Raw genomic sequence first — 21951 nt, forward strand, 5'->3', positions numbered from 1 at the left:
CCCGCGGCAGTCAACTCCCGTGCCGGGCAAGCTCCTTGGCGGCCTCGGTGAGGTCCTTGGCGGTGTCGATGGCGCGCCAGTACGCCCCGTGGGGCAGCGGGAACCCGGCGAGGCGGCGCTCGCGGGCGAGCCGGGGGAAGGTGGTGCGCTCGTGGTCGCCGACGTCCGGCAGCATCGCGGTGAAGGCCGCGGAGAAGACGTACACGCCCGCGTTGATGAGGTACGGCGAGGGCGGCGACTCGATGAAGTCGGTGATGTGGCCGAAGGCGTCGGTCTCGACGGCGCCCCACGGGATGCGGGGGCGGGCCAGGGCCAGGGTGGCGATCGCGTCACGCTCACCGTGGAAGGAGGCCATCTCGCGGAGCGAGAAGCGCGTCCAGATGTCGCCGTTGGTGGCGTACCAGGGCTGGTCGGGGTGGGGCAGCGAGGCCGCCGCGTACTTGAGGCCGCCGCCCCGGCCCAGCGGCTCGTCCTCGACGACCGTGGTCACGCGCAGCGGCAGATCGGCCTTGGCCAGCCAGTCCTTGAGGACGTCGGCGAGGTGGCCGCAGGAGATGACGGCGTCAGTGACGCCCTCGGCGGCCAGCCAGGCGAGCTGATGGCCGATGATCGGGACCCCGGTGCCCGGGATCTCGACCATCGGCTTGGGTCGGTCGTCGGTGTACGGCCTCAGCCGTGAGCCCTGGCCGCCCGCCAGGACCACGGCCTGCGTCGGAAAGGTCGCAGTTGTGCTCGCAGTCATGCGGTGAACGATAGGCGTCCCCGCAGCGGGGCGTCACCGCTCCTGGGCCACGCCGGAGGCGAAGGAGGTGTCGCAGACGGGGCGGGAGTACGACTGGGCCTTCGCGGGGCCGTAGTGCTCCACGGCGGCCCTGCCGAGCGCGCGGGCGATCGACATGCAGTGCTGGGCGAGCGAGGGCCGGTGCTCCACCTCGCGCTGGAGGTGGGTCAGCGCGGTGCCGGGGTCCTTCTCCTGGAGTTCGGTCAGGAGGGCGTCGCGCAGCACGTCCTGCGGGGCGCGGGACTTGGCGCGTACGGAGACGTTCTCGGAAGAGGCGGTCAGGATCTGCGATTCGTTGCTGCCTGCCCAGTTGACCCGGGTGACCGCGAGCGTCCCGGAGAGCACGAGGACGACGGGCAGGACAAGGGCGAGGGTTCGGCCGATTCGGCGGGCTGTGTGCGTCACGGAGGCGAGCGTAGCGGGGGGTGATGATTTGGCGACATTTAGTCACCCTGTCGGGGGATGGTTCGACGTCGCTTTTCGAATCACCGGTTGACGAACAGGATTCGAAATGGGCGCTGTGCCGGGGTATTTGTCGACAACCGGCTGCGGCCCCGCGCTCGCGCTCGGGGCCGCCCCAACCGTAGACCCCCTGGTGGCGGCCGCGTACCGGTCTCAGTCCGTGAGGCGCTCGCCCGTGGAGGTGGAGAACACGTGGGTCTCACCCGGACGCGGGACGACGTGGAGCTGAGTGCCCTTGTCCGGGACCGCGCGGCCGTTGACGCGGACCACGAGGTCCTTCACTTCGCCGCCGACCTCGGCGGAACCGTACACATAGCCGTCGGCGCCGAGCTCCTCGACGACGTTGACGGTGACGGCGAGACCGGCCGGGGCGTCCGCGGACTCCTTGGTGAGGGTCTTCGCGGCGCCGCCGTTCTGCTCGACGATGTCGAAGTGCTCGGGGCGGACGCCGACCGTGACGGTGCGGTCGCCCTTGTCGGCGGCCGCGGCCAGCGCCTCGCGGCTGACCGGCACCACGCTGTTGCCGAACTTCACGCCGCCGTCGGTGATCGGGACCTCGACCAGGTTCATGGCGGGCGAGCCGATGAAGCCGGCGACGAACAGGTTGGCCGGGCGGTCGTACATGTTGCGCGGCGAGTCGATCTGCTGGAGCAGACCGTCCTTGAGGACGGCCACGCGGTCGCCCATCGTCATGGCCTCGACCTGGTCGTGCGTGACGTACACGGTGGTGATGCCGAGCCGGCGCTGGAGCGAGGCGATCTGCGTACGGGTGGAGACGCGGAGCTTGGCGTCCAGGTTGGACAGCGGCTCGTCCATGAGGAAGACCTGCGGCTCGCGCACGATGGCACGGCCCATGGCGACGCGCTGGCGCTGGCCGCCGGAGAGGGCCTTGGGCTTGCGGTCGAGGTACTCGGTCAGGTCGAGGATCTTCGCCGCCTCCTCGACCTTCTTGCGGATCTCCGCCTTGTTCACGCCGGCGATCTTGAGGGCGAAGCCCATGTTGTCGGCGACGGTCATGTGCGGGTACAGCGCGTAGTTCTGGAACACCATCGCGATGTCCCGGTCCTTGGGCGGCAGGTGCGTGACGTCACGCTCGCCGATGCGGATCGCTCCGCCGTTGACGTCCTCCAGGCCCGCGAGCATGCGCAGGGAGGTGGACTTTCCGCAGCCGGAGGGTCCGACGAGGACGAGGAACTCGCCGTCCTCGATCTCGATCTCGAGCCCGTCGACCGCGGGCTTGGTGGAGCCCGGGTAGATCCGGGTCGCCTTGTCGAACGTGACAGTGGCCATGACTGATGTGTCCCTTCACCGGCAGGAACGTGCCGGACGATCCGAGTAGAGGGAGAAGTGGTGTAGTCCACCTGGGCGGACTGGGTCAGGACGCTACCCGGGGACGTCCGTCTTGTCAGCAGCCCGGCGAAGGGAAGTTCCCGGAAGCGCCCGCTCCCGCCGGGCCCCACGAAATTTGCGGCCGCGCCCGGGCGAGCGTTGGTTACACTTCACGAGTTGCCTCCTTAGCTCAGCTGGCCAGAGCACCGCTCTTGTAAAGCGGGGGTCGTCGGTTCGAACCCGACAGGGGGCTCTTGGGGAAGGCTCCCGGCCGATCGTGGCCGGGAGCTTTTTCGCGTTCGGGGGTGGGGGCGGGGGTCTGGGTGGGGCTCTTGTGATCATGGTTGCCGTGCCGCCGTGGAGGTGCCGCCGGCCAATGCGATCCTTGACGGGCAGGGGTGAATCGGGGAGGGGTGCGCGAGGATGAGTCGTCGTTCCGGTGGGCTGGTCGGCGTCTGGGCGGAGGCGCAGCGGCAGCAGCAGCGTCAGCGGGAGGCGCAGCAGCGGGCGGTGGTCCAGCAGCAGCGGCAGCAGCGGGCGTACGAGCGTGATCTCGCGCGGGCGCAGCGGGAGCAGCAGGCCGCTTACCGGCAGGCGCGGGACGCGGACGCGCGGCAGCGCACCCAGGAGCTTGAGGACCAAGTCGCGGCGCTGGCCGGGCTGTTGGCGGCCGGATGCGGGGCGGCGCCCTTCCGGGTGGCTTCGCTGACCCGGGAGCAGCGGGTCGCGCCGTTCGAGCCGGGGCAGCTCGGACAGCCGGTGGTGATGCCCGACCCGGCGCACTACCAGGCGCAGGGCGGCTGGTCGGCCGGGCGGCGGGCGCAGGCCCAGCAGGAGGCGCAGGCCAGGTACGAGCACGACTGGCGGGCCGCGCAGGCCGCCGAGGCGCACCGCGTCCAGCAGCTCGCGGCGTACCGGGCGCAGTACGACGCGTGGGCGGCGGAGCAGCTCGCCGAGGTGCGCGCGCACAACGCGGGCCTCGCCCAGCTGGTGGACGCGCTGCGGGCCGGGGACCCGGGCGCCGCGGTCGACTACTTCTCGGCCGCCCTGTACTCCTCCGGCGCCTGGCCCGAGGGCTTCCCCCGCCAGGTGGCGGCCGCGTTCGACCGGGGCGCCCGCCAGCTCGTGCTCGACTGGGAGCTGCCCGGGATCGACATCGTCCCCGAGGCCAAGTCCGTTCGCTACGTGGCCAGTTCGGACCAGGACAAGGAGACGGCCCGGCCGGTCACCCAGCGCCGGGCGCTGTACCGGGACGCGCTCGCGCAGTGCGTACTGCTCGTTCTGCGCGAGGTGTTCGCGGCGGACGAGTTCGGGGTGCTGGAGTCCGTCGTCCTGAACGGCTTCGTCGACGACGTGGACCCCGCCACCGGACGCCGGGCCGAGATCTTCCTGGCGAGCGTGAGCGTGCCGCGCGCCTCCTTCGAGCAGCTGAACCTCGGCCAGGTCAGCGCGGTCGACTGCCTGGTGGACGCGCTGCGCGGGCAGTTGTCCGCCCGCCCCGACCAGCGCACCGCGGTACGCCCCGGGCGGCGGCCCGCCGACGTCGGTACGGGCGTGGTGTCGCACGGGGGCGGCGAGGAGCCCGACCTCTTCACCATGGACCCGATCGAGTTCGAGGGCCTGGTCGCCGAGCTGTTCCGGGCCCGCGGGATGCAGGCGCTCACCACCCAGCGCTCCAACGACGGCGGCGTGGACGTCGAGGCCCTCGATCCCGACCCGATCAGCGGCGGCCGGATCATCGTCCAGGTCAAGCGGTACCGCAACACGGTTCCGCCGACGGCGGTGCGCGATCTGTACGGCACGGTCCAGGGGGCCGGGGCCAACAAGGGCGTCCTGGTGACGACTTCGGGCTTCGGGCCCGGATCGTACGGATTCGCCGAGGGCAAGCCGCTGACCCTGGTCTCGGGGACCGAACTGGTGGACCTGTTGCATCAGCACGGGCTGCGGGGGCGGTTGGGCTCTGTGGGTTCTTCGGCTTCCGCGGGTTCTTCGGGTTCCGCTGAGGGGGGCGCGCCCGTCGTGCCGGCCCAGCGGTCGGCGTCCGAGTCCGAGGAGGCCGAGGACTTCAGCCTGCTGGGCATGACGTGGGCCGGGGCGGTCGCGCTCGACGTGTGCGCGCTGGTGTGCCGGGGGTCGCGGGTGCTGGCCGAGGACCACTTCGTGTTCTTCAACAACCCTGCGAACCCCGGGGGTTCGGTACGGATGGTGCCGGGCACCGGCGGTGACCGGGCGGCGGTGCGGGTCGTCTTCGACGCGCTGCCCGAGGGGGCCGACCGGCTGGTGCTGGTCGCCGCCGTCGACCCCGAGGCCGATCCGGGGGGCGACCTCGCGGGGTTCACCGAGGCGGCGGTGTGCCTGCGGGACCCCGCGGGGCGCGAACTCGACCGGCTTCCCGTGGCGGACGGGCGGGCCGGGGAGACGGCGCTGGTTCTCGGGTCGTTCCGGCGGCGTGGGGGTGGGGACTGGGATTTCGTGGCGGGGGGCAAGGGGTATCGGGGTGGGTTGGGGGAGCTGGTCCGCGAATACGGCATCGCGGTGGCCTGAGCGACCCTGGCCCGCGGGGTGGGGCTCGGCCCCGGGATTCCCCCCACCCCGCCCCTTCCCGAGACCCTCCGGGGGTGAGGAGGGCTGAGGGCGACTCCTGGGGGCTCCGCCCCCAGACCCCCGTTCGCGCCTGAACGGCGCTCGTCCTCAAACGCCGGACGGGCTGAGGTTGCCCATGCGGGCCAGCACCGCACTGCTAAGGGGCGCGGGGAACTGCGCGACGAGCCACGCACGGTGGGCGGATGAAAGGGGGTTTTGGGGGCGCGGGGAACTGCGCAAAGGTTGGGCCGCCCTGGCGAGGGCGGGGTGGGCCGGGGCGGGTCAGCGGGAGGTGATTCGGTTGGCCAGGGTCGCCAGGCGGGACGTCGCGGGGCCGTGGCCGGACAGCTCCCGACGGTCCGCCACGCGATACGCCGCGTACATCCCCCGCACCCCCACCCACCGCAACGGCTCCGGCTCCCACATCCGCACCTTGTGGTTGACCCACGGCAGCGTCGTCAGCTCGGTGGCCCCCGCCTGGCCGGAGTCCTCCTGGATCAGGTCCCGCAGCGTACGCGCCGCGAGGTTCGCCGTGGCCACGCCCGAGCCGACGTAACCGCCCGCCCAGCCGAGCCCCGTCGTGCGGTCCAGGGTGACCGAGGCGCACCAGTCGCGCGGCACGCCGAGCACGCCCGACCAGGCGTGGCTGACGCGGACCCCGGCCAGCTGGGGGAAGAAGCGGACGAGGATCTCCCGCAGCGCCTCGACCGTCGCGGGCTGGGTGCGGCCGTCGTTGTCGGTGCGCGAGCCGAAGCGGTACGGCACGCCCCGCCCGCCCAGCGCGATGCGGTCGTCGGCGGTGCGCTGCGCGTACATGTACGCGTGCGCCATGTCGCCCAGCGTCTCGCGGTCCGCCCAGCCGATCGCCTCCCACACCTCGGGACCGAGCGGCTCCGTGGCGATCATGGACGAGTTCATGGGCAGCCAGGCCCGCCGCTGCCCCTTGACCGAGGCGGTGAACCCCTCGGTGCACCGCAGGACGTACGGCGCGCGGACCGTCCCGTACGGCGTGACCGCGTGCCGGGGGCGGATCTCGGTGACCGGCGTCGACTCGTACACGGTGACGCCCAGCGCCTCGACCGCGCTCGCCAGCCCCTTGAGCAGTTTCACCGGGTGGACGCGCGCGCCGTGCGGGGTCCAGGTCGAGCCGACCGCCCCGCTGACCCGGACCCGCCCGGCGGTCTCGCGCGCCCCGAGCAGCTCGCGGTCCTTCTCGCCGAAGGCGACCTCCGCCGCGTGGAAGGCCTTGAGCCTCCCCAACTGAGCTGGGGTGTAAGCGACTTCGAGCACCCCGCCCTGGTGGATGTCCGCGTCGATCGACTCCTGACCGGCGACCCGCACCACCTCGCCCACGGTGTCGTTCATCGCCCGCTGGAGGCGTACCGCGCTGTCCTGGCCGTGCAGCTTCGCGTACCGGTCACGGCCCGCGATGCCGTTGTACAGCCAGCCGCCGTTGCGGCCGGACGCGCCGTAGCCGCAGAACCGGGACTCCAGGACGGTGATGTTGAGGAAGGGGGCCGCCTTCTTCAGGTAGTACGCCGTCCACAGGCCGGTGTATCCGCCGCCGACGATCACCACGTCGGCGGTGGCGTCGCCGGACAGCGGTTCGCGGGGCACGGGTATGCCGTCGGTCGCGTACCAGAAGGAGATTCCGCCGTTGATCGCGCTCATGGGGCTTGTTCGTACACCCGCTCCGGCGGCCTGTCCAGCTGTGGAATCCGCAGGTGGGCGGGGCCGTTGCGGAATCCGAAGGACCAATGGCGGCGTGGGGCGGGACCTTTGGCGGCCGGGACGGTGCGGCGGGGTGTTTAGTGTCGAAGGTCAGGTTTTTTGCGCGGTTTTGTGCCGGAGGGTTGGTTGTTCATGGGCGTACGCACTTTCCGTCGTGCCGCCGTCGCGGCGGTGGCGGCCACGGCCCTCGGCCTCTCGGCGGCCGCCTGCTCCTCGGGCTCCGGTTCGGGCGCGTCCTCGCAGGCGGAGCTCGTCGCGAAGACCTCGCCGGACGCCGCCACGCTCGCCAAGCTGCCCGCGAAGGTCGAGGGTGCGGAAATCGTCGTGGGCGATCCGGCCGCGCCCCATACCGTGACGGTGTACGAGGACCCGCGCTGCCCCTTCTGCAAGCACTTCGAGGAGGGCGGCGCGACGGCGGTCGCCAAGCTCGCCGCCGAGGGCAAGGTCAAGGTCCGCTACACCATCGCCTCGTTCCTGGACGCCAACTTCGGCGGCGACAGCTCCAAGCGGGCCGTGAACGCGATGCGCGCCTCGGTCGACCGGGGCAAGTTCGCCGAGTTCCACGCGGCCGTGTTCGCCAGCCAGCCCGCGAAGGAGACGGACGACGCCTTCACCGCCGACAACCTCCTCAAGATCGCCGATAAGGTGCCGGGCCTGCGCGGGGCCGCCTTCGACAAGGCGGTGCGCGAGAACACGTACAAGGACTTCGTGAAGGCGGCGGAGGGGGCGTTCGAGGACTCGGGCGTCAACGGCAGCCCCGTGGTCCTGATCGACGGGAAGAAGCCGGCCGGGGACGGGCGGGCGATCTTCGACGCCGACGCGTTCCAGAAGGTGCTGGCCCAGGCGGGCATCTCCTAGCCGGGCCCCTCGCCCGCCGTCCGGGGCGCCCTCGGCCGCCGGAGGGCCGTACGCAGCGTGTCGACCGGGTTCCAGGGCGGGCCGCCCCGGCCACGGGTCAGCGGGTAGCAGGCGAGGCCGATGAGTACGGACGCGAAGTGGCCGAGGTCGGTGAACGTACGGCCGTCGAGGAGCGGGGCCGTGTAGAGGACGAGGACCACGGCGAGGTACAGGTAGCGGTAGGGGCGGGCGATCCGGTACGTGAGCACCGCGACCACCCCGGCCAGCGCGTAACTGACGCCCACGTCAAGGGTGTTGACCGCCGTGTGGGGCGCGTAGTCGTGCCGGATCGCCCACAGCAGCGCGCCCTCGCTGATGAACGTGGCCGCCACGTGCGTACCGAAGGCGACCACCAGCCAGCGCAGGGTGCCGAGCCAGCGCTCGGCCTGGGCGTGGAAGACGCTGTAGAGCACGGCGTACGGGAGCCAGCCTCCGCCGTCGATCCAGAAGGCGCTCGCGATCAGCACCCGGCGGGGGTTGATCGACAGCGCATGGATGTTGGTGGACCGCTGCCGCAGGAAGTCCGCCTCGAACTCCGGGGACATGTGGTGCAGGGCGATCGTCGTGACGAACAGGGCGGTCAGCCAGATGTAGGTGCCGGGGGAGCGGCGGATGTACCGCCGCACTCGGAGGGCCAGGCGGGTGGCGCGCGGCGCGCGTGGCGCGCGTGGCCGGGTGCCCGGTCGCATGCCTGGCCGCATGCCGGGGTGCGTCTCCGTGCGCGTCTCCGTGCGCGGGTCGGTGTGGGCGCCGGGTTGCCCTCCTCGCGCCTCCTCCGGCCGCGCGCCGGGGCCCTCTTCGGGTCCGCCGCCGGGTCGCCCTTCGGGTGGGAATCGCCTCATGGATCGATTCACGCATGGGGGTGGGGTGGGTGGGGGGAGCGACATTCGGACCGGCGGGGGAGAGGGGTCGGGGGTGGGCCGCCCCCTCACCCTTGGCCCCCGGGGCCGTCGTCGGTGTGCGGGCCGTCCGTGGCTGGTCGCGCAGTTCCCCGCGCCCCTGAAACCCGATGTTGGCCTCGTGCCGTCCGTGGCTGGTCGCGCAGTTCCCCGCGCCCCTTCACCCGCCTTCGGCCGCCTGTTGTGCGTGGCTGGTCGCGCAGTTCCTCGCGCCCCTTTACCCGCTTTCGTCCGCCTGTTGTGCGTGGCTGGTCGCGCAGTTCCTCGCGCCCCTTCACCCGCTTTCGTCCGCCCGCTGTGCGTGGCTGGTCGCGCGGTTCCTCGCGCCCCTCAGGGGGTTCCCCTCAGGGGGGTTGGGGGGTGGGGGCGGGATTTAGGCTTTCGGCATGATCCGTAATGCCACAGCTGATGACATCCCCGTGATCCACCAGATGGTTCGCGAGCTCGCCGAGTACGAGAAGTGCCTTGACGAGGCCCGCGCCACCGAGGAGCAGCTTCGTGAGGCGCTCTTCGGTGAGCGCCCGGCCGCCTTCGCGCACATCGCGGAGGACGGGGCGGGCGAACCGGTGGGCTTCTCGATCTGGTTCCTGAACTTCTCCACGTGGCGCGGGGTGCACGGCATCTACCTGGAGGACCTGTACGTACGCCCCGAGGCCCGGGGCGGCGGCCACGGCCGGGCTCTCCTGGCCGAGCTGGCCCGCATCTGCGTGGCCCGGGGGTACGAGCGGCTCGAATGGTCGGTGCTGAACTGGAACACCCCGTCGATCACCTTCTATGAGTCGCTGGGGGCGCGGCCGCAGGACGAGTGGACCGCCTACCGGCTCACGGACGAGGCGCTGGTGGCGCTCGGAGGTGCGAGGGATTAACCGCGTACCGCTCCTCAACCGCCTTGCGCGCTGGCCTCGTTGGCGCGGGACAGCCGCAGGGAACGCAGGGCCAGGGACGCCGCCTCCATCGCGCTGTTGAACGCCACCTCCGAGAGGATGCCGGGGGCCGCCACCTGGTCGCCCGCCAGGTACACGCCGTGGCCCCGGTCGATCGCGGGGCGGTCGCGCCAGGTGGTGCCGGGCGGGTCGACCGCGCCGGTGCGGCCCGTCGCCAGGGCCTCGCGGCGCCAGGTGGTGCGCTCGCGCCACGCCGGGAACCCGGCGTCCAGGAGGCGCTCGGCGTGCGTGATGCCGTCGGCCTTCGACTCGTGCGGGGCGATGGGGAAGTGGCCCTGGAAGAGCTGCTCGCCGGCCGGGGCGAGAGCGGGGTCGTGGCCGGTGAAGCGTTCCAGCCAGCCGGGCCCGTCGAGGTCGGCGACGACGAACGGGTCGCCCCGGCGCGCGGCGAGGGCCAGGTCGAGCAAGGTGGTGCGGCCGCTGGGCCAGCTGAGGGTGGGGTCGCGCAGGAGGCGGCGGGCCGCGTCCAGGGAGGTCGCCACCAGCACCGGGCCTTCGGCGGTGGGGAGTTCGCCGACGCGTGCGTCCGTCTCGATGCGTACGCCGAGGTCCCAGGCGCGCGATGCCATCCGCTCGATGAGCGCGCCCCAGCCGCCGACCGGGTAGTGCGCCTCGGGCGGCAGGGCCGCCGCACGGTGCAGGCGCTCCTGCACGAAGCGGGCGGAGAGGGAGCCGGGATCGTGGTGGAAGAGCGCGACGGCGATGTAGTGCGCGGCCGCGCGGGCACCCCGCGCGCCGATCTGCTGGGTGGCCCAGGTGGCGAAGTCGGCGTCCACCGGGGCGAGTTCGGGTGCCTTGCGGGCCAGGCGCAGCAGGGCGAGCGGCGGGGTGCGGTGCAGGGTTCCGCGCCGGTGGAAGCGGAACCGCAGGGCCTCCGCCGGCCGCACCGCCGAGACCGGGCCGAGCAGTCCGCGCTGTTTGAGCCAGGCCCAGTGCGGGCCGCCGTTGTAGAGGGCGTGCGGTCCCTCGTTGGTCCGGTAGGGGGCGGCGGCGGTGCGGGCCCGCCCGCCGAGGTCGGCGTGCGCCTCGTACAGCGTGACAGCGGCGCCGGACTCCGCGGCGGTGATCGCGGCGGTCAGCCCGGCGAAGCCGCCGCCCACGACCGTGATCCGGCCCGCATGGCGCGGCCCCCTCGTAGTCCCTGTGCCTGTCCCCATCCCCATCCTCATCCCTGTTTCTCCCTTCGCGCGGTGCGGCGGGCGTGCCGTGGTCACGGAAACAGGACGGAGCGGGGCCCGCGAATGTGACATGTACTGAGCGCGAATTTACGGAGTGGGGGCTTCCCAGGCTTCCGAGCAGGGGTGATTGTCAGTGCCATGGTCCAGCATGGGGACATGGCAGCGGCACGGAGTGCGAAGAAGACGGCGGCTACGGCGGGTGCCCGCAGGACGGAGGTGCGACTGCCACCACTGGCGCCGTTCGGCGCGGGTGAGCTGGAGCCGGAGGGTGACTATGACGGGCTTGAGTTCAGGGACCTCGACCTGGCGGGACAGCAGGCGCACAGCGCGCGCTTCCTCGACTGCGGGATCTACGGCTGCGGCCTGGACGATACGCGGCTGACGGGCGCCCGCTTCATCGACTCGGTCCTGTCCGGGGTGCGCGGTGTGGGTACGGACCTGGCGCGGGCGAACCTGCGGGACGTGGAGGTGCGCGACGTCCGGATGGGCGGGGTGCAGCTGCACGGGGCGATGCTGGAGCGGGTGCTGATCAAGGGCGGGAAGATCGACTACCTGAACCTGCGGGAGGCCGAGCTGCGTGACGTCGTCTTCGAGGGGTGTGTGCTGGCCGAGCCCGACTTCGGCGGGGCCACGCTGACGCGGGTCGAGTTCCGGGGCTGCGAGCTGCGCCGGGCCGACTTCGCGGGGGCCCGGATGAAGGACGTCGACCTGCGCGGGGCCACCCTGCTCGACATCGCGCGCGGGGTGGAACGGCTCGCGGGTGCGGTCATCAGCCCGTCCCAACTCCTCGACCTGGCACCGGCGTTCGCCGCGCAGGTGGGGGTGCGCGTGGAGGCGTGAGCCTCTGCCGCCGGTGGGGGGACGGTCAGGGGAGCCGGGGGAACCGGGCCTGGAGGTCCCAGACGATCGGGTTGTCGCCGAGGTCCTCGTGCAGGTCGGTCAGGTCGGCGATCAGGTCGTGCAGGAAGTCCCTTGTCTCGCGGCGGAGTTCGGCGTGCGAGAAGGTGAGGGGCGGCTCGTCGGCGGGCATCCAGTCGGCCTCCACGTCCACCCAGCCGAAGCGGCGCTCGAAGAGCATGCGGTCGCTGGACTCGGTGAAGTCGATCTCGGCGTACTGGGGCCGGGCGGCGCGCGAGCCGAGGGGGTCCTCGTCGAGGCGCTCGACGGTGTCGCACAGGGCCCAGGCGAAGTCGAGCACCGGCACCCATCCCCAGGCTGTGGACACCTCGCGGTCCGCCTTGGTGTCGGCGAGGTAGACGTCTCCGCAGAACAGGTCGTGGCGGAGGGTGTAGACGTCTGCGCGGCTGTAGTCGATCCGGGTGGGGTCGGGGAAGCGGCGGGATAGGGAGTAGCCGATGTCGAGCACGGCTCGATGGTGTCACGCCCGGAGCACTCCCCCCTCCCGGGGCTCCGCCCCGGGCCCCTTGGCGCGGGTGCCCCTGCGGGGCGGGGCCTGTGGGTTCCTTGCGGGCGGGGCCTGCGTGCCGGTTCCTTTGCGGGGGCCTGTCCGTGCTGGTCCCCTGTGAGGTGAGGTCTGTCCGGGGCTGCGCCCCGGGCGGCTTGCGGGTCTGGTGTCTCGTGCGGGCCGTACGTGGCTGGTCGCGCAGTTCCCCGCGCCCCTAGGTGGCCTTCGGTCTGCGGGCCGTGCTTGCTTCTCGCGCAGTTCCCCGCGCCCCTTGGCAGTACGGTGCTGGCCTGCATGGGCATCTTCAGCCCGTCCGGCGTTTGAGGACGAGCGCCCTTTAGGCGCGAACGGGGTCTGGGGCGGAGCCCCAGGAACGCCCTTCACCCCCGGAGGGTCTCGGGAAGGGGCGGGGTGGGGGAATCCAGGGCCCGGCCACCCTCACGCCAGTAGCCGCCGCTCCTTGGCCACGGCCACCGCCCCGGCCCGCGTGTCAACGCCCAGCTTGTCGTAGATACGCCCCAGATGCGTCTTCACCGTGGCCTCGCTGATGAACAGCGCCCGCGCGATGTCCCGGTTGCCGAGCCCGTTGGCCAGCTGAGCCAGGATGTCGAGTTCGCGGGGCGTCAGGGCGGGGCGGGAGGCGCCGCGCAGCTGGTTCATCACACGGCTGGCCACCGGCGCGGACAGCGTGGTGCGGCCCTCGGCGGCCGCCCGGATCGCGGCGAAGAGCTCCTCGGGGCGTTCGGCCTTGAGGAGGTAGCCCGTCGCGCCGGCAGCGATGGCCCGGGTGATGTCGGCATCGGTGTCGTACGTGGTGAGCACGAGGACGTGCACCCCGGTCGCGGAGATGCGGCGGGTGGCCTCGACGCCGTCGATGCCGGGCCCCAGCTGGAGGTCCATGAGCACGACGTCCGGCTTCAGCTTGGCCGCCGCGGCCACGGCCTCCTCGCCGCTGCCCGCCTCCCCGGCCACCTCGATGTCCGGCTCGCTGCCGAGGAGGGCGAGCAGCCCGGCCCGCACCACGGCGTGGTCGTCGCAGAGCAGAATCCGTACGGGGTCGGTCATGGCCGGGGCTCCAGGGGGATCGCGGCGGACAGGACGGTGCCTTCGCCGGGTGCCGACTCGACGGTGAGGCTCCCGCCGAGCTGCCGCACCCGCGCATACATCGCAGGCAGCCCATGCCCCCGCACCCTGGCTGCCTGTGCAGAAGCAGGGTCGGGGCGGGCAGCGCTCCCGGCCCCCTGCGCGGAAGCAGGGCCAGGGTGGGGAGCACTCCCGACCTCCTGTGCGGAAGCAGGGACGGGGTGGGAAGCGCTCCCGGCCCCCTGCGCGGAAGCAGGGCCCGTATGAGCAGCACTCCCAGGCCGCCGCACAGGCGCGGGCCCGCGCCGGGAGGCACCTTCCCCAGGGACGAACCCCCGGCCGTCGTCCGCGATGTCCAGGACCACCTGGTCGCCCAGGTAGGTGAGGGTGAGGGCCGCTGTCGTCGCGGAGGCGTGTTCGCGGACGTTCGCCAGGGCGCCCTGGGCGATGCGCAGCAGGGCGGAGCCCACGCGGTCGGGCAGGGGGGTGGTCGGGGCGCCGTCGATGTGGCAGCGCACCTCGAACGACCCGGACTCCGCCGACTCGCGCGCGGCCAGCGCGCGCAGGGCCGCGTCCAGGCCGCCGCCCTCCGCGAGCTCCGCGGGGGCCAGGTCGTGCACGAACCGGCGGGCCTCGGCGAGGCTGCGTTCGGCGATGGACTCGGCGGTACGGACGTGGCGGCGCGCCGCGTCGGGGTCGGCGGCCCACACCCGGTCCGCCGCCTGGAGCAGCATCTGCTGGCTGGACAGGCCCTGGGCCAGGGTGTCGTGGATCTCCATGGAGAGCCGCTGCCGTTCGGCGAGCGTGCCCTCGCGGCGTTCGGTGGCGGCGAGTTCGCGCCGGGTGCGCAGCAGGTCGTCGATCAACTCCCGCTGCTGGTCGGCCAGTTCGCGCTGGCGGTCGGACTGGCGCTGCATCTGGACGAAGACGGCCGTCGCGATGGCCGCCACGGCGGGCGGGGCGAGGACGAGGTTCGGGTCGAAGCCGTCGTTCGACAGCTCGACCTGGGCCGTCACCACGAACGCGGTCAGCACCCCGACGAGCACCAGCGCCGCGCGAGGACGCAGGGTGCGCAGCCCGGTGTAGAACAGCGGCACCGCGCACCACGCGAAGCTCGGCGCGAGCACGACGAGGACCATCCAGGTGGCCACGACCCCGGCGAGCCAGCCGAGCCGGCGCGGGGTCGGCCGCGAGCCCAGCGCGGGGCCCAGCACGTAGAGCAGGGCCAGCGTGGCCGACAGCGCGATGATCCAGGGGGTGCGGGCCTCCCCGGGGTGGCGGATCAGGAACCGCGCGAGCGAGGCCCCGAGCAGCAGGAAGAACGCCGCGTGCATCACCACGGGCAGCCATCGCTCGGTGCCCGGCGGGTCTGCGCCGTCCTTCATCCGCGTCCTCCCTCAACCCTCTCACCTGCGCGTACGTACTCATCGTGACCCGATGCGGCCACCCCCGCATCAACCGATCGGCTGACGGGAGGGTCGGCCGTACCGCGCGCCGTGAGCAGCCGGTACGCCGACCGGATCGGGGCGCGTCCGCCCGGAGGATCGAAGCATGAACCTCACCACGAAGAACCCGGACCTCGCCACGGACGCCGCGAAGGGCGCGCAGCGCACGAGGAACAGGAAGCTCGCCCTCTCCCTCACCGGCCTCGCGGTCGCCGCCGCCGGAACCTTCGGCGTCGTCTCCGCCAACGCCGCCACCCCGGCCGCCCCCGCCACCCCGGCCGCGAGCGGCGCCGCCGTCGGCGACCGCGACCTGACCACCTCCACCCACCTCACCGTCGGTGCCGCCACCAAGGCCGCCCAGGCGGCGCTCGACGCCGCCGCGAAGGAGAACCAGAAGGTGTCCGTCGCCGTCGTCGACCGCGACGGCAACACCCTCGTCACGCTGCGCGGCGACGGCGCCGGGCCGCAGTCCCCCGAGTCGGCCGTGCGCAAGGCGTACACCGCCGTCTCCTGGAACGCGCCCACCTCGGAGCTGGCCAAGCGCCTCGCCCAGACCCCGAACCTCAAGGACATCCCCGGCACCCTGTTCCTGGCGGGCGGCGCCCCCGTCACGGCGAAGGGCGCCCCGGTCGCGGGAGTCGGCGTGGCCGGTGCCCCGAGCGGCGACCTCGACGAGAAGTTCGCCCGGGCGGGCCTCGCCGCCCTCAACAAGTAGCCCGCGCACCAGCGGTCACGGGGCCCGGCCGTGAAGCGTCGCGAAGAGTGCGGACACAGGTAGCGGGCCCCCGCGCCGCCCGTAGGATCACAAGGGTGGACTCACGAACGGAGAGGCGGGCGGCGCCGCAGGGGCGCGGGGCGCACCGTGCCCGTCTCGTCTCCGTCGCGCTGCTCACCGCCCTCGCCGTCACCTCCTGCGGCGGAGGCGTGACGGGCACCCCGGGCTCCTCCGGCGCGCGCGACCAGCTCTTCCCCAAGCTCGGCAACGACGGCTACGACGTCCAGCACTACAGCCTGGACCTCGACTACGACCCGGCGACCGGGAACCTGGTGGGCGCGGCCACGATCGTGGCGCGGGCGACCAAGGATCTCAGCGCCTTCGACCTCGACTTCGCCGGGATGGACGTGCGGGACGCGACCGTCGACGGCCGTCCCGCCGCCGTCAACCGGGCCGGGGACGAGCTGACCCTGCGCCCCCGTGAGGACCTCGGCAAGGGCGACACGTTCACGGCGCTCGTGCGCTACTCGGGCAGCCCGAAGACCATCACGGACCCCGACGGCTCCCAGGAGGGCTGGCTGAGATCACCCGGCGGGGGCGTGCTCGCGCTGGGGGAGCCGACGGGTTCGATGGCGTGGTTCCCGTCCAACAACCACCCGAGCGACAAGGCCACGTACGACATCAAGGTGACCGTGCCCGACGGTCTCCAGGCGGTCTCCAACGGCGAGTTGGCGTCCAAGGTGAGCAACGGCGGCCGCACCTCGTTCAGTTGGCGGGTCAAGGAGCCGATGGCCACCTATCTCGCGACCGTGGCGATCGGGCCGTACGAGATCGACGACAAGGGGACGACCAAGTCCGGCATCCCGGTCTACAGCGCCGTCGACCCCGGCGTGCGGAAGCAGACCGCGGGCGTCGTGGCGCAGATCCCGGACATCCTGGCGTGGGAGGAGCAGCGGTTCGGGCCGTATCCGTTCTCCTCGGCGGGCGTGATCGTGGCGCCGGAGAAGGCCTCGGGCTACGCCCTGGAGACGCAGAACCGGCCGGTGATGCCGCTGGACCACTTCGACACCAGCACCCTCGTGCACGAGCTGGCCCACCAGTGGTTCGGCGATTCCGTCACCCCGGCGGCGTGGCGCGACATGTGGCTGAACGAGGGGTTCGCGCAGTACTCGGAGTGGCTGTGGAGCGAGGACCACGGCGGCGCGACGGCGCAGCGGCACTTCGACGAGGAGTACGCCAAGGACGAGGGCGACGAGATCTGGGCGTTTCCGCCGGCCGCGCCGCCGACGGCCGCCGACGTGTCGGCCCGGCCGGTGTACGTGCGCGGCGCCATGGTCGTCCACAAGATCCGCGAGACCCTCGGCGACGCGAAGTTCTACGCGCTGCTCCAGGCCTGGACGCGCGCCCACCGGCACGCCAACGCCTCCACCACGGACTTCACCCGCTTCGCCGAGCAGCAGGCCGGCGAAGCGGGTGGGAAGCTCTCGGCGGTGTGGGCCACCTGGCTCTACGGGGACGGGAAGCCCGACTCCCCGTAGAACCAGGCGGGTTGGCCCGCCGGTCGCTCGATCACGTGGCGACGGCGCCGGTCACTTCACGTTGATGGCGGTCCACGCGGCCGCCACCGTCTTGTACTCGGTGCTGGTCGCGCCGTACAGGTCGGCCGCCGCCTTCAGGGTCGTGGTGCGCGCGCCCTTGTAGTTGGTGGTCGAGGTCATGTAGGTGGAGAGCGCCTTGTACCAGATCTTGTACGCCTTGACCCGGCCGATCCCGGTGACCTTGGAGCCGTCGTACGTCGGGGAGTTGTAGTTCACCCCGTTGATCGTCTTCGCGCCGCTGCCCTCGGACAGCAGGTAGAAGAAGTGGTTGGCGGGGCCGGACGAGTAGTGCACGTCCTTGTTGCCGACCGTGCTCGACCAGTAGTCGGCGGAGTTGCCGTCCTTGCTCGGCTTGTCCATGTAGCGCAGCGGCGTGCCGTTGCCGTTGATGTCGATCTTCTCGCCGATGAGGTAGTCGCCCTTGTCGGAGGCGTTGTTGGCGAAGAACTCGACCGACGTGCCGAACATGTCGCTGGTCGCCTCGTTGAGGCCGCCGGACTCCCCGCTGTAGTTCAGCTTGGCGGTGGCGGCGGTCAGGCCGTGGCTCATCTCGTGCCCGGCCACGTCGAGCGCGGTGAGCGGCTTCTTGTTGCCCGCGCCGTCGCCGTACGTCATGCAGAAGCAGCTGTCGTCCCAGAACGCGTTGACGTACGCGTTGCCGTAGTGGACCCGCGAGTAGGCGGCCTTGCCGTTGCCCGCGATGCCGTTGCGGCCGAGCTCGGTCTTGTAGAAGTCCCACGTCTCGGCCGCGCCGTAGTGGGCGTCGACGGCGGCGGTCTCGCGGTTGGACGGCAGGCCGTTGCCCCACGTGTCGGTGGACTTAGTGAAGAGCGTGCCGGTGCCGGAGCTGCCGCCCTTCAGGTCGTACGTCTTGTGACCGCCGCGCGCGGCGTCGGTGAGGCTGTAGGTCGAGCCGCTCTTGGTGGTGCCGAGGGTGACCTGGCCGGAGTACTCGCTGGTGCCGATGCCGGTCTCGATCTCCTCGTGGGAGTAGAGCTCGGCGCCGGTGGCGGCGTCCGTGACGATGTCGCGGCGGCTCGGGGTGCCGTCCGGCTGGGTGCCGGTGACGGTGCGCTCGTAGGCGAGGACGGGCTTGCCGGAGGCGGCCCAGACGACCTTGTGGGAGCCGGTGGGGGCGGCCTTGAGCGAGGTCGTGGTGGCGACGGCTATCTTCGCGTCGGTCGCCTTGTCGACGCCCTTGAGGGTGCCGTTCTTCGCGGTGTGCACGACGAGGTCGCCACCGAGGACGGGCAGGCCGTCGAGGGTGCGCTCGTAGCGGGTGTGGACCGTGCCGTCGGCGTCCTTGATCACATCGCGGACGACGAGCTGTTCGCCGGAGCCGAGCCCGATCTGGCGGGCGGTGGCGGGCGCGGCGGTCTGGGCCGCGCTCAGGGCGGCGGCGCGCTGGGGGGTGCTGAGGTCAAGCGCGGTGGCACCGGCGGCGCGGTCGGTGGCGCCGGCGGTGGAGCCGGCCTGAACGCCGACGACGACCATGGCGGCGGATGCAGCAAGAGCGGCGGCACGCAGAGTGGTTCGCACTCGGTGGTCTCCTTCACTCGTTCTGTGGGGGCGAGTTGGAGACTGCCAGCAGATGACCACTTCTTGACAGTGACCCGACAAATATTTGGCTTGATCGTGTCCGAAACGGGGTCTCTGGTGTCCGCTGACCGACTAATTCAAGCCGCGCGTGGGGGAGTTGATGCCTCGGATACGACTGAGGTGCCCCCGGTGTTCACACCGGGGGCACCTCGACCGCGTCAGCGTCGGCGTCAGACGTTGACGCCGAAGTCCTGCGCGATGCCGACCAGGCCCGAGGCGTACCCCTGGCCCACGGCGCGGAACTTCCACTCGGCGCCGTTGCGGTACAGCTCGCCGAAGACCATCGCGGTCTCGGTCGCGGCGTCCTCGCTCAGGTCGTAGCGGGCGATCTCGGCGCCGCCGGCCTGGTTGACGATGCGGATGTAGGCGTTCCGCACCTGGCCGAAGTTCTGCGAGCGGGCCTCGGCGTCGTAGATGGAGACCGGGAAGACGATCTTGTCGACGTCGGCGGGCAGGCCCGAGAGGTTGACGTTGATCGCCTCGTCGTCGCCCTCGCCCTGGCCGGTGGTGTTGTCACCGGTGTGGACGATGGTCTGGTCCGGCGTCGACTTGTTGTTGAAGAAGACGAAGTGGCCGTCGGAGTACACCTTGCCCGTCGCGTTCACCGCGATGGCCGAGGCGTCGAGGTCGAAGTCGGTGCCGGTGGTGGTGCGGACGTCCCAGCCGAGGCCGACCGTGACGGCGGTCAGGCCCGGGGCCTCCTTGGTGAGCGATACGTTGCCGCCCTTGGACAGGCTTACAGCCATGGGATGTCCCCTTCATCGTGGTGTGCGGGCTCCGAGCCGTCCCGAAGCTGCCGTCACCCCCCATAACGTCGGCGGGGGACCGCGAGGTTCCAATCCGCTTTGCTTTCTTTGCCAAGGGGCCGACAAGAGATCGGCGCGGGCGAAGGTGAGGGGGAAAAGCGGGTGACGCCGTGCCGCGCACCCGTCACCATGGATGTCATGTCCGGGCCCTACCTCATCCGCGGCTCCGTCTCCCTCCCGGAGGCCGAGCTGATCTGGCGTTTCTCCAGGTCGTCAGGGCCCGGCGGCCAGCACGTCAACACCAGCGACTCGCAGGTGGAGCTCCGCTTCGACCTCGCGCGGACCGAGGCGCTGCCGGAGGTCTGGAAGGCCCGCGCCCTGGAGCGGCTCGCGAGCCGGCTGGTGGGCGGCGTCGTCTCCGTACGCGCCTCGGAGCACCGCTCGCAGTGGCGCAACCGCGAGACCGCGGCGGTGCGGCTCGCGTCCCTGCTGGCCGAGGCCACCGCCCCGCCGCCCAAGCCGCGCCGCGCCACGAAGATCCCGCGCGGCATCAACGAGCGGCGCCTGCGCGAGAAGAAGCAGCGCGCCCAGACGAAGAAGGGCCGCTCCGGCCGCGACTGGTGACGTCGCGGCGGGCGCGGCCCGTGTTCCTTCGGGTGCCCGGCCCGGCCGCCCCGGGCAACTCCCGTGGCGGCCGGACCGATTGGAGCCGGGGTGCGGCTCAGAACAGGTCGGTGTAGGCGTTCCAGCCGCCGCCGAGGGAGGCGGCCGGCTTGAACTTGCCGCCGTAGACGCCCTGTCCGTCGTACCGCGAGGCCTGGCCGGACGCGTCGATCGCGATCAGGTCGGTGGTGCCGTTGCCCGTGGCGTCGGCGACGGCCGCGAGCTTGGTGAAGGCGTTCCAGCCGCCGCCGAGGTCCTGACGCGCGCCGAACGGGGCCCGGGGGTCGCCGGTGCCCGGGAAGAGGAAGAGGTGGCCGTTCTTGGCGCGGGCCACCACGTCGGCCTTGCCGTCCCCGTTGATGTCGCCCGAGCCGACGACCTTGTCGAAGACCTCCCAGCCGGAGTCGACCTGGATCCGCTCGGCGAACTTGGTGCCGGAGCCGTCGCCGAGGTACTCCCACAGCACGCCGGTCTTGTCGAGGGCGAGCAGGTCGCCGTGCCCGTCACCGTTCAGGTCGCCGGGGCCGATCAGGGTGGTGTAGGCGTCCCAGCCCTTGCCGAGGCTGGCCGGCTGCTGGCCGGGGCCGTCGATCCAGAGCCGGCCGTCGGCGACCTGGAGCCGGGAGGGCTCGCCCGAGTCGTTCAGCGCGTTGGCGAGGCCCACCGTGAACTGGTCGTTGTTGACCCCGGCCGGCCACGGCGTGGGGATGCCGAACTGTCCGTTGTTCTTCACTTCGCGGTACTCGTTGACCGAGTCGGCGCCCTTCGTGAGGAACTTGTCCTTTCCGACGGCCGCCCGGCCCCCCGCGTTGCCGAGGACGTCGGCGGCCTGCCAGCCCGACCCGGTCCTGACCGGGTCGGCGAAGCGGCCGTTGCCGAGTGCCTTGTAGAGGTAGAGGTCGCCGCTCTCGGTGCGGGCCAGCAGGTCGGAGAGGCCGTCCCCGTCCTGGTCGTCGGCGCTCAGGAGCTGGTTGTAGGAGTGCCAGCCGGCGCCGAGGGCGACGGGCGCCTTGAACGGCTTGGCGGCGTCGCCGGTGCCGCCGATGAAGAGGAGGTCGTCGGTGACGGTACGGACGTAGAGGTCGCCGATGCCGTCGCCGTCCGCGTCGGCCACGCCCACGATCTGGTCGTAGTCGCCCCAGCCGGAGGCGACCTTGACCGCCGGAGCGAAGGGCGCGTTCAGGTTGCCGGTGCCAGCGAACAGGTACGCGTCGCCGGTGCGGGTGACCCCGATGAGGTCGTTCTTGCCGTCGCCGGTCAGGTCACCGACCGACACGACCTTGTCGTACATGTTCCAACCGGAGCTGAGCCGGGTGACGGTCGGCTTGGCCGCGCTGCCCGCGTTCGTCAGGGCGAAGAGGTTGCCCGCCGGGTCCGTCCACAGCACGTCGGGCTTGCCGTCGCCGTCCAGGTCGCCCGGGGTGATCAGGCGGTTGATCTCCGCGTGCGGCTGGTCGGTGAGCAGCGGGGTCGCGACGTAGTTCCCGTTGTCGTTGCGGTAGGTCACGATCCCGGCATCGGTGCGGGCGACGATGTCGCCCTTGCCGTCGCCGTCGAGGTCGAAGCGGGGCTTGGCCTTGGCGGCGGTGGCCGCCTTCGGCGCCGTCGGCCCCTTGGTGTCGGCCAGGGCCGGCGTGGCGAACAGGGCGCCCGCCGCGATGGCGATGGCGGTGCAGGCCGCGATGTTGCGGGCGCGGCCTGACATACGGGTGTTACGCATGGTCCCCCCCCCCAGGACATGGGCGTACGCGGGTGGCGTACGGAATGTGTCCGGGCGGCGAAGTGTGTGTGCCCGGCATGTAAAGGAGCTTATGCAGGGGGAGTCGAGGGAGGAAAGGGGCCTGTGTGACAGCTGTGTCACAGACCGGAACGGATCGGTTCAGTCCGGAAAAG

At 72.1% G+C, this 21951-nt stretch carries 19 protein-coding genes and 1 tRNA gene; 8 read left to right on the plus strand and 12 right to left on the minus strand.

Annotation, left to right across the window (positions count from 1 at the left end):
- Positions 1–10 precede the first annotated feature (10 nt).
- The 3 genes from AC07F3_RS32600 to AC07F3_RS32610 all read right to left on the minus strand — a co-directional run bounded on the left by AC07F3_RS32600 (position 11) and on the right by AC07F3_RS32610 (position 2533).
- On the minus strand, positions 11–742 hold the full coding sequence (locus tag AC07F3_RS32600) for a nucleotidyltransferase family protein (protein ID WP_479118099.1): 732 nt from the start codon (positions 740–742) through the stop codon (positions 11–13).
- 33 nt (positions 743–775) lie between these two features.
- On the minus strand, positions 776–1186 hold the full coding sequence (locus AC07F3_RS32605; protein ID WP_114039058.1) for a hypothetical protein: 411 nt from the start codon (positions 1184–1186) through the stop codon (positions 776–778).
- A 210-nt stretch (positions 1187–1396) separates the two neighbouring features.
- Entirely contained in the window at positions 1397–2533 is a 1137-nt protein-coding gene (locus AC07F3_RS32610; RefSeq protein ID WP_114039059.1) for an ABC transporter ATP-binding protein, read from the minus strand.
- A gap of 218 nt (positions 2534–2751) precedes the next feature.
- Here AC07F3_RS32610 and AC07F3_RS32615 point away from each other — a divergent pair.
- Both AC07F3_RS32615 and AC07F3_RS32620 read left to right on the plus strand, forming a co-directional pair.
- Positions 2752–2825 (plus strand) — tRNA-Thr (locus AC07F3_RS32615).
- A 170-nt stretch (positions 2826–2995) separates the two neighbouring features.
- The gene (locus AC07F3_RS32620) at positions 2996–5116 is read left to right on the plus strand and encodes a restriction endonuclease (protein WP_479118100.1); all 2121 of its coding nucleotides are present in this window, start codon (positions 2996–2998) and stop codon (positions 5114–5116) included.
- Between the two features lie 321 nt (positions 5117–5437).
- Here the strand turns inward: AC07F3_RS32620 and AC07F3_RS32625 are convergent, their stop codons facing one another.
- Positions 5438–6826, minus strand: a complete 1389-nt coding sequence (locus tag AC07F3_RS32625) for an NAD(P)/FAD-dependent oxidoreductase (RefSeq protein ID WP_479118101.1) — start codon at positions 6824–6826, stop codon at positions 5438–5440.
- A 192-nt stretch (positions 6827–7018) separates the two neighbouring features.
- Between AC07F3_RS32625 and AC07F3_RS32630 the strand changes: the two genes are divergently transcribed.
- The gene (locus AC07F3_RS32630; RefSeq protein ID WP_479118103.1) at positions 7019–7744 is read left to right on the plus strand and encodes a DsbA family protein; all 726 of its coding nucleotides are present in this window, start codon (positions 7019–7021) and stop codon (positions 7742–7744) included.
- Here the strand turns inward: AC07F3_RS32630 and AC07F3_RS32635 are convergent.
- Positions 7741–8484 carry a rhomboid-like protein gene (locus AC07F3_RS32635; protein ID WP_479118105.1) on the minus strand — a complete coding sequence of 248 codons (744 nt, stop codon included), beginning with the start codon at positions 8482–8484 and terminating at the stop codon, positions 7741–7743. The two genes, AC07F3_RS32630 and AC07F3_RS32635, sit on opposite strands and share 4 nt — an antisense overlap.
- A gap of 584 nt (positions 8485–9068) precedes the next feature.
- Between AC07F3_RS32635 and AC07F3_RS32640 the strand changes: the two genes are divergently transcribed.
- Positions 9069–9548: an N-acetyltransferase family protein gene (locus AC07F3_RS32640; RefSeq protein WP_479118107.1), complete on the plus strand. Its 480-nt coding sequence runs from the start codon at positions 9069–9071 to the stop codon at positions 9546–9548.
- A 14-nt stretch (positions 9549–9562) separates the two neighbouring features.
- Here AC07F3_RS32640 and AC07F3_RS32645 read toward each other — a convergent pair whose 3' ends face one another.
- Complete coding sequence (locus AC07F3_RS32645) at positions 9563–10783, minus strand: NAD(P)-binding protein (protein ID WP_479118109.1); 1221 nt, start codon at positions 10781–10783, stop codon at positions 9563–9565.
- Between the two features lie 177 nt (positions 10784–10960).
- Here AC07F3_RS32645 and AC07F3_RS32650 point away from each other — a divergent pair, with 177 nt between their 5' ends.
- Complete coding sequence (locus AC07F3_RS32650) at positions 10961–11644, plus strand: pentapeptide repeat-containing protein (protein ID WP_479118110.1); 684 nt, start codon at positions 10961–10963, stop codon at positions 11642–11644.
- A 25-nt stretch (positions 11645–11669) separates the two neighbouring features.
- Here AC07F3_RS32650 and AC07F3_RS32655 read toward each other — a convergent pair whose 3' ends face one another.
- The 3 genes from AC07F3_RS32655 to AC07F3_RS32665 form a co-directional block, all read right to left on the minus strand.
- Positions 11670–12170 (minus strand): hypothetical protein, encoded by a 501-nt coding sequence (locus tag AC07F3_RS32655; protein WP_469841300.1) that lies wholly within the window; start codon positions 12168–12170, stop codon positions 11670–11672.
- Positions 12171–12647: 477 nt separating this feature from the next.
- The gene (locus AC07F3_RS32660; protein WP_479118111.1) at positions 12648–13274 is read right to left on the minus strand and encodes a response regulator; all 627 of its coding nucleotides are present in this window, start codon (positions 13272–13274) and stop codon (positions 12648–12650) included.
- Complete coding sequence (locus tag AC07F3_RS32665; protein ID WP_479118113.1) at positions 13271–14677, minus strand: sensor histidine kinase; 1407 nt, start codon at positions 14675–14677, stop codon at positions 13271–13273. The genes AC07F3_RS32660 and AC07F3_RS32665 overlap by 4 nt, the downstream gene beginning before the upstream one ends.
- Before the next feature lie 166 nt (positions 14678–14843).
- Between AC07F3_RS32665 and AC07F3_RS32670 the strand changes: the two genes are divergently transcribed.
- Both AC07F3_RS32670 and AC07F3_RS32675 read left to right on the plus strand, forming a co-directional pair.
- Entirely contained in the window at positions 14844–15452 is a 609-nt protein-coding gene (locus AC07F3_RS32670) for a GlcG/HbpS family heme-binding protein (protein WP_479118115.1), read from the plus strand.
- A gap of 95 nt (positions 15453–15547) precedes the next feature.
- A complete protein-coding gene (locus AC07F3_RS32675; RefSeq protein WP_479118117.1) occupies positions 15548–16990 on the plus strand; it encodes a M1 family metallopeptidase in 1443 nt (480 codons plus the stop codon).
- Positions 16991–17041: 51 nt separating this feature from the next.
- On the opposite strand, the gene AC07F3_RS32680 is transcribed toward AC07F3_RS32675, so the two are convergent.
- Together AC07F3_RS32680 and AC07F3_RS32685 are read right to left on the minus strand one after the other, a co-directional pair.
- On the minus strand, positions 17042–18544 hold the full coding sequence (locus AC07F3_RS32680) for a M4 family metallopeptidase (protein WP_479118305.1): 1503 nt from the start codon (positions 18542–18544) through the stop codon (positions 17042–17044).
- 275 nt (positions 18545–18819) lie between these two features.
- Positions 18820–19395, minus strand: coding sequence for a TerD family protein (locus tag AC07F3_RS32685; protein WP_479118119.1), 576 nt, complete (start codon positions 19393–19395; stop codon positions 18820–18822).
- A gap of 189 nt (positions 19396–19584) precedes the next feature.
- Here AC07F3_RS32685 and arfB point away from each other — a divergent pair, with 189 nt between their 5' ends.
- A complete protein-coding gene (arfB, locus tag AC07F3_RS32690; protein ID WP_479118121.1) occupies positions 19585–20019 on the plus strand; it encodes an alternative ribosome rescue aminoacyl-tRNA hydrolase ArfB in 435 nt (144 codons plus the stop codon).
- Between the two features lie 97 nt (positions 20020–20116).
- On the opposite strand, the gene AC07F3_RS32695 is transcribed toward arfB, so the two are convergent.
- Positions 20117–21778, minus strand: coding sequence for an FG-GAP repeat domain-containing protein (locus AC07F3_RS32695; protein ID WP_479118122.1), 1662 nt, complete (start codon positions 21776–21778; stop codon positions 20117–20119).
- Positions 21779–21951: the final 173 nt, after the last annotated feature.

Source organism: Streptomyces sp. NPDC045846 (assembly GCF_056431605.1).